The 7,355-nt window shown below is 75.1% G+C and carries 5 protein-coding genes; 2 read left to right on the top strand and 3 right to left on the bottom strand.

The window, feature by feature from the left end; genetic code table 11:
- Positions 1 to 201: 201 nt before the first annotated feature.
- Both ACFW1I_RS14470 and ACFW1I_RS14465 read right to left on the bottom strand, forming a co-directional pair.
- Complete coding sequence (locus ACFW1I_RS14470; RefSeq protein WP_384669709.1) at positions 202 to 1,395, bottom strand: cytochrome P450; 1,194 nt, start codon at positions 1,393 to 1,395, stop codon at positions 202 to 204.
- Positions 1,396 to 1,535: 140 nt separating this feature from the next.
- Positions 1,536 to 2,378, bottom strand: coding sequence for a dienelactone hydrolase family protein (locus ACFW1I_RS14465; RefSeq protein ID WP_384669707.1), 843 nt, complete (start codon positions 2,376 to 2,378; stop codon positions 1,536 to 1,538).
- A gap of 109 nt (positions 2,379 to 2,487) precedes the next feature.
- Between ACFW1I_RS14465 and ACFW1I_RS14460 the strand changes: the two genes are divergently transcribed.
- The gene (locus ACFW1I_RS14460; RefSeq protein WP_384669705.1) at positions 2,488 to 3,474 is read left to right on the top strand and encodes a GlxA family transcriptional regulator; all 987 of its coding nucleotides are present in this window, start codon (positions 2,488 to 2,490) and stop codon (positions 3,472 to 3,474) included.
- A 41-nt stretch (positions 3,475 to 3,515) separates the two neighbouring features.
- The gene (locus ACFW1I_RS14455; protein WP_384669703.1) at positions 3,516 to 5,534 is read left to right on the top strand and encodes an AMP-binding protein; all 2,019 of its coding nucleotides are present in this window, start codon (positions 3,516 to 3,518) and stop codon (positions 5,532 to 5,534) included.
- Between the two features lie 7 nt (positions 5,535 to 5,541).
- Here the strand turns inward: ACFW1I_RS14455 and ACFW1I_RS14450 are convergent, their stop codons facing one another.
- Positions 5,542 to 7,326: a GNAT family N-acetyltransferase gene (locus ACFW1I_RS14450; RefSeq protein WP_384669701.1), complete on the bottom strand. Its 1,785-nt coding sequence runs from the start codon at positions 7,324 to 7,326 to the stop codon at positions 5,542 to 5,544.
- Positions 7,327 to 7,355: the final 29 nt, after the last annotated feature.

Here is a 7,355-nt window from a genome sequence, read left to right as displayed (position 1 = left end):
GCGCGCGCCGCGGGGCGGCCCCCGGCCCCCCGCCCCCGGCGCCCACCGGCGGGCGGGCGGCGCTGTCCCCCCCCCCCAGCCCCCCCCCCCCCCCCTCGTCCGGGTCCTGGTCGAAGACGGCGGGCGCGGTCATCGCGCACATCCCCGCGCCGATGCAGCGCTCCCGGTCGACGCTCAGCCCCACGGCCCCCGCCGCCCCCGTCACTTCTCGTCCCAGGCGACCGGGAGGCTCTTCACCCCGTAGATGTCCGCCGTCTCCGGGCGCAGCGGGACCTCCTCCGCCGGCACGTCCAGCCGCAGCGAGGGGAAGCGGTCGAGCAGCGCGCGGAACGCCACCCGCATCTCGATCCGCGCCAGCTGCTGGCCGAGACACTGGTGGATGCCGTGACTGAACGCCAGGTGCCCGTCGAACGGGCGCCGGATGTCCAGCACATCGGGGTCGGCGAACCGCTCCGGATCGCGGTTCGCCGTGTTGTACGAGAGCACCACCGTCGTGCCGGCCTCGATGGTCTGCCCGCCGACCTCGACGTCCTCCAGCGCCGTCCGCATGAACGTCTTCGCGACGCTCAGGTACCGCAGCAGTTCCTCCACCGCCCCGTCGGTGAGCGAGGGGTCCTCGCGCAGGGCGGCCAGCTGCTCCGGATGCCGCAGCAGCGCGAACGTCCCCAGCGCCAGCATGTTCGCGGTGGTGTCGAACCCGGCGGCCAGCAGGATCAGGCTGATTCCCTTCAGCTCCTCGTCGGTCAGATCGCTCTCCGTGAGCTCGCTGAGCACGTCGTCGGTGGGGTTCGCGCGCTTGGCGGCGACCAGCTGCGCCAGGTACTCCTGCGTCGCGGTGTACGCCGCGATCAGCTCCTCGTCGCTCACCTCCCCGCCCATGAAGGTGTCGATCTGCTGCTGGAAGGAGGCGCGGTCCTCGTACGGCACCCCGAGGATCTCGCAGATCACGATGGTCGGGATCGGCTTGGCGAACGCGGTCACCAGGTCCGCCGACGAGCCGCCCGCCGCCATGGCGTCCAGGCACTCGGCGGTGACCTGCTCGATCCGCTCGGTGAGCAGCCGCATCCGCCGCACGGTGAACTTGCCCACCAGCGGCTTCCGGTAGCGGCTGTGCTCCGGGTCGTCCATGAGCAGGAACTCGCCCGGCGGCGCCGGCGGAATCTCGAAGTCGACCACGTTCAGCAGGTCCTTGCGCGAGCTGAAGCGCGGGTCCGCCAGGACCGACCGCACCAGGTCGTAACCGGTGATCAGCCAGCCGGGCATGCCGCCCGGGTGGGTGAGCCGGACGATGGGCCCGTGCCCGCGGGCCTCGACCAGCTCGGCCGGCGGGTCGAACGGGCACCCGGGCCGACGCTCCGTGGGCATGGCCGCGACGGTGTGGAGGGATTCGCTCATGGCCGTTCCTCTTCTCGCGCAATGACGTGGTTGACGATTCCCGAAAGCTACGTTGCGTTCAGAGATGGGTCAACCGCGAGAAGAAGAAGTCCCTGGTGAATGAAGGAAATTGATGCAATGAGCGGCATTCGAACGCAACGCTACGGTGCAATGGGCGCGTTCGAGGGCAACGCCAGCCGCTCCGCCAGGAAGGCGATGATCTCGTCCCGGGCGCGCACGGTGGGGTGACCGGCGGCGTCGACCAGATGGGCCGTGACGACGCTGTGCGCGCACCCGACGACCTCGCGGAAGAACGGCGGCGGATCCGCGTTCGCCGCCCCGTCGGGCAGCACCCGCCCGTCGAACGCGTCACCGAGGAGCGCCCGGTACGCGGCGAACCGCCGTCCCGTGCACCACCGGTCGTTCTCGAACCGGTACGCCAGCACCTTCAGCCCGTCCCGCCGCACCCGCTCGGCCACCGCCGCGGCGTCGTCCTCGCCCAGTTCGAGCCCCGCGGGATCGTCGAGCGGCAGCGACGGATGGTTGACCACCGGCGCGACCACCACCGGCTCCAGCGTCATCGACAGCGCGAAGTTCCCGGTGAAACAGAGCCCGACCGCACCGACCCCCGGCCCGCCCCGCTCGGCGTGCGCCACCCGCGCGAGCCCCCGCAGCCACGCCACCACCGGACTGGTCCCGCCGCCCGCGAACGCCCGGAACTCGGCCGCGACGCACGCCCGCCGCACCACGGTCCCGGCCGCCTCGGCCCGCGGATAGGCCCCGTCCACGCCGAACAGCGACGGCAGGTACACCGAGAACCCCGCCTCCCGGACCCACCGCGCGAACCGGGCCACGTCCGGGCTGATCCCCGGCATCTCCGGCATGATCACCACCGCCGGCCCGGCCCCGGAGACGTACACGCGCTTGCCCACGCCGTCCACCACGACCTCCCTGCGCTCGAAGTCGTCCAGCGGATCGTCGTCCTGCCTGTGTGTGCTTCCCATACGGGCAGGATGATGGGACCCCGGGCCCCGGAGAACCGGCGATATCGCCGACTCTCCGGGCGATCCCGCCACCGCACCCGCCCACCCCGCCGTCCACCGGAGGCACCACGTGAGTCCCCTGCGAGTGAGCGTGCTCGCCTACCCCGGCTGCTTCGCCTCCGAGGTCTTCGGCGTGCCCGACCTCCTGACCATGGCCGCGCACGTCGCCGCCGCCCAGGGACGGACCGAGCCCGCGTACGACACCCGTGTGGTCTCGCCGCGCCGACGCGTCCTCGCCTCCGGCGGCTCCCGCGTCGACGTCTCGGCGATCCGCCCCGCCGACGTCCTCGTCGTGCCCGGCTTCGCCCTCACGCCCGCCCTCGACCTGGACGCCGCGCTCGCCCGCCTCGCCCCCGAGACCGCCGCCATCCGGGCCCACGCGGAAGCGGGCACCGCCGTCGTGTCGATCTGCGTCGGCGCCTACCTCCTCGCCGAGGCCGGCCTGCTCCGCGACCGCGAGGCCACCACCAGCTGGCTGTACGCCGACCGCTTCGCCCGCCGCTACCCCGACGTCCGGATGCGCCAGGAGAAGCTGGTGGTCACCGACCGCGGCGTGACGACCACCGCCGCCTTCAGCGCCATGTACGACTTCGCCCTGCGCCTCGTCCGCGACCACGACGGCCCCCGGATCGCCCGCGGCACCGCACGCGTCGCCCTCCTCGACGACACCCGCGCCACCCAGACCCCCTACGTCGACACGGACCTCCTCCCCGCGACGGGCCACGCCTTCTCGGCCGGCGTGATGCGCCGGCTCGACCAGAACCTCGCCGCCCGCTACGACCTCCCCGCCCTGGCACGGGAGTTCGGCGTCAGCACCCGCACCCTGCTGCGCCGCTTCGGCGCCGAGACCGGCCGGACCCCCCTCGCCCACCTGCACGCCGCACGCGTACGCCGCGCCCGGCACCTCCTGGAGACCACCGACAGAACCGTCGCCGCCATCGCCGCCGACGTCGGCTACCGCGACCCCGGAACCTTCACCGCCCTCTTCGTCCGCCACACCGGACGCGGCCCGAGCGCGTACCGGACCGCGAAGAACCGTATACAGAAAGGGCGTTGAGAGGATCTCGCCGCCGGCGGCGCGGGTGTCATCATCGACCCATGACGCAGCGATCCGACTCCGGTCGCCACACCGGGACCACCGCCGACACCGTCCTGCATCGCTTCGAACACTGGGCCCGGACCACCCCCGGGGCCGACGCCCTCGTCACCGGCCCCCGGCGACTGACCTACGCGCGACTCGACGCACGCGCCACCCGGCTCGCCCGCCACCTCCGGGCCGCAGGACTGCCGCCCGGCGGCCTCGTCGCCGTCGGCGTCTCCGACCGGACCTCGCTGGTCGTCGCGATCCTCGCCGTCCTCAAGGCCGGCGGCGCGTACGCCGTCCTCGACGCGGAACACCCGCACGTGGGGCGACGGCAGCTCGCCGCCGTCGAACCCTTCGCCCTGCTCACCCGGACCGCCGACCGAGCGGCCCTCGACACCGGAGACGGCCTGCCGGTCGTCCTCCTCGGCACGGAGACCGAGACGGAAGCCGGCACGGAGGCCGATTCCGGGACCGAGCCCCTGCCCGCCCCCGGCCCCCTCGCGGCCCGCCTGTTCACCGCCGCCGCCGAGCCGCGCGCCGTCCCCCTCACGCACGACCTGCTGCTCGCCGCCTACGAGGGCTGGGCCGAGGTGACGCGCGTGACGCCGGAGGACCGCCACCTCATCGCCACCGGGGCGGACGTCACCGGCTTCGCCACCGGATGGACCCGCGCGCTCTGTTCCGGCGGGACGCTCGTCCTGCCCGCCGCCGCACCCCGCAGGGCGGGCGCCATCGGCGACCTCCCGGCCGTCGTGGAGGGCGAGCGGGTCACCGTCCTGTACGCGGGACCCGACCGCGCCGCGGAACTCCTCGCCCGCGCCCCCCGCCCCGGCAGCGGCCCGACCGCCCGGCGCGACCCGTACCCCGCCCTCCGCACCCTGCGGCTGCTCGCCGTGACGGGGGACCGCCTCCACCTCGACGAACAGGCGGCCCTGCAGGCGCTGCTCCGCCCCGGTGCCCGCGTGCTCCACGTCTACGGCCTCGCCGAGACGGCCGGCACCGGCACCTGGCTGGAGATCCCGCACCTGCGCGGCCCGCTCGACTCCCCGGAGGGCCACACCCTGCTCGGCGTCCCGTTCGCCGGCTGCACCGCCGAGGTCGTCGCGGGCGAGATCCACCTCACGCCCCCGGGCGGCGGCGCACCGATACCCACCGGCGACCTCGGCCGGCTCCGCGAGGACGGCCTCCTGGAGTTCACGGGCCGCGTCCGCGACCGCGTCACCCTGCCGGGCCGCCGCAGCCTCGATCCGTACGCGGTCGAAGCCGCGATCCGGGGACACGAGGGCGTCGGCGCGGTCGTCGTCACCGGCGTCGACGGCGCGCCGGACGCGCGGGGCAGGCGCGGCGCGCGCCGCCTGGTCGCCTATGTGACGCCCCCGGTCCAGCCGTCGGGAACCGCCGAACGGCCCGGCGTCGAGGAGCTGCGGACCCACCTCGCCGGCAAGGTGCCCCAGGAGCACATGCCGCAGGCCGTCGTCCGCGTCCGCAGCCTGCCGCGCAACCGGGCGGGACAGGAGGACCGCTCGGCCCTGCCCCTCCCCGTGCGGTCCGGGGGACCGGCACGGACGGCGAAGGCCGGAGGCACGGGAGGCGCCGACGCCCCGGCGTCGTGCGGCGTCGCCTGGGGCACGGTGGCGTTCGGGATCATCGCCCTCCTCCTCACGGACGTCCTGTGGCCCGGCTCCACCGACCTCACCGGGGTGCCGTCACCCTGGTCAGGACTGTTCGGCCTGTTGTACGTCTTCGAGTGGCTGGCGTTCGGCGCCGGAGCGATGTTCCTCCTCTTCGCCCGCCCGACGATGCGGCGCCGCGGACAGGGCCGGCCCCTGACGTCGCTCGCGCACCTGGCGGTGGCGTACCTCCTGATGGCGTGGTGGCCGCAGGACAACTTCTACCGCCTGGCGGCGAAGAACGACTGGCCCCAACAGGCCGCGCTCGTCTACGCCTTCAACGTCCCGCTGATGCTCGCCGCCGGCATCGTCGCCCTGTACGCCCTGAGCAAACCCAAGGACGGCGAGACCACGTCCTCCTGACGGATGATCACCTGTGGGACCGTTGGTCCTCCAGCCCGGCGAAGTCCGCCCCGACGCGCCGGGCCTCGGCCCTGACCAGCGCCTCGGCCGCGTCCAGTACCGCCTGGTCGCGCGCCGCGACCAGGAATCCCAGCCAGGGCGCCGGCTCGAAGGCGCCGGTCGGGATCGCCGGGACGAACACGGCTCCCCACGCGTCGCACCGCCCGGCGAGTTCCTGGCACAGCTCCTCGAACTGCGCCTCGGGCAGGCGCGCCCCGAGCTCGACGCGGTCGACGATCCGTACGAGGTGCCCGGCGCCGCGCAGCGCGTCGAGCCGGGCCGCCACCATGAAGGCCGCCGACGGGCCGGTCAGCCGCAGGTTCGTCTCCGTCGGCGCCAGCCGCCCGGACCCGTCGGCCACGAAGTCCACGTCGAACCAGCCCCGATACCCCGAGGCCGCCAGCTCGCGCCCCACGGCCCGCCCGAACGCGAGCAGCGGCCGCTCCGCCCACGCGGGCACCACCGAAGGCCCCACGGTGGCCCCCGCGTAGCAGCCGTCCCGGACCTCCATCACCGCCCCGCCCACCACGCGCACCCGGCCGCCGGCGTCCACGAACCCGTCGAAGGTCAGATCGCGCGGACCGTCCGCCGCCCGCTCCGGCCCCGCGACGTACTCCTCCACCAGCAACGGCCCCCGCGGCAGCCGGCGCAGCACGGCCCGCGCCCCGCCCGCCGCACGGACCCCCCGGGGCGGGACGATCACGGTGCCGGAGCCGCCCACGCCGTGCTCGGACTTCAGCACGGTCGTCTCTCCCGCCCGTGCCCGGGCCGCGAGCAGCCGGGCCGCCTCCCGGCGGGTCCGGGCCCGCCACTGGCCGGGCAGCACGATCCCGGGATGGGCTCCGGCCGCGAGGACCCGCGCGAACAGCTCGTGCGCCGCGGACTTCGACTCGTACCGCAGCTCGTCCTCGCCGAGCGCCCGTCCCGTCAGCTCGCCCAGCGCCCGGGTGCGCCCCCACGCCACCCACGGCAGCCCGGTCTCCGCCAGCCGCGCCACGAGGGCGGGCCGCCCCCGCAGCGCGTCGACGAGCCCGCTCCCACCCGGCGCCGCCAGGCCGTCGTACACCTCCACCTCCGGCCAGCCCAACTGGTGGCCGACCAGCTCGATCCAGCCGCGCGGCACGACACGCGGCAGCACCAGCACCGCCGGGGCCGGACTGGAGAAGGCGGCGAGACAGGCGTAGTGACCGGCCGCGGCCTGCCGCTCCCGATCCACCGCGCCGTCGCCGAACTGCGCGTGGAAATCCGCCACGTTGCCCAGGTGCACGGCCCGCGCGCCGCCCGTCCACGCCCGCGCCCACTCCGGCAGCGGGACGGGCGCCACCTCGAACGGCACCAACTCCCGCGCCTCGGACGGGTCGTCCCGGGCCACGGCCCCCATCGCCCGGTAGAACCCGGCCGCGTGCGGATCGGCGTCGATCACCAGCCGGCGCACGCCCAGCTCCGCCGCCCGCCGCACCACCTCCCGGTACAGCAGCCGCCCCACCCCGCGCCCGATGGCCGCCGGCTCCACGAACAGCAGCCCCAGCGACGCCGTCGGAGGCTCCCCCTCCAGCGAGGCGACCCCCAGCACGCGCGCCCGCTCGTCCTGCGCGACCACGATCCGCCGGGCCTCGACGTCCTCGGCGCGTATCCGCAGCTCATCAGCGCACGCCGCGAGGAACGCGGCGTCATATCCCCAGTACGCCTTGGACCGCAGCACCAGCCCGCTCAGCGCCTCCGCCTCGTCAGGCGCCGCGTCCCTGACCTCCACCCCGCACCGACCTCCCCCCACCTCACGCC

The organism is Streptomyces sp. NPDC058955, from assembly GCF_042741435.1.
GTDB lineage: Bacteria > Actinomycetota > Actinomycetes > Streptomycetales > Streptomycetaceae > Streptomyces.
This window is presented reverse-complemented; position numbering and strand designations above follow the sequence as displayed.

What these genes read in the sequence shown, in the direction of transcription:
- ACFW1I_RS14470 (WP_384669709.1), bottom strand. Translation starts at nt 1,395, where the DNA reads ATGAGCGAATCCCTCCACACCGTCGCGGCCATGCCCACGGAGCGTCGG.
- ACFW1I_RS14465 (WP_384669707.1), bottom strand. Translation starts at nt 2,378, where the DNA reads ATGGGAAGCACACACAGGCAGGACGACGATCCGCTGGACGACTTCGAG.
- ACFW1I_RS14455 (WP_384669703.1), top strand. Translation starts at nt 3,516, where the DNA reads ATGACGCAGCGATCCGACTCCGGTCGCCACACCGGGACCACCGCCGAC.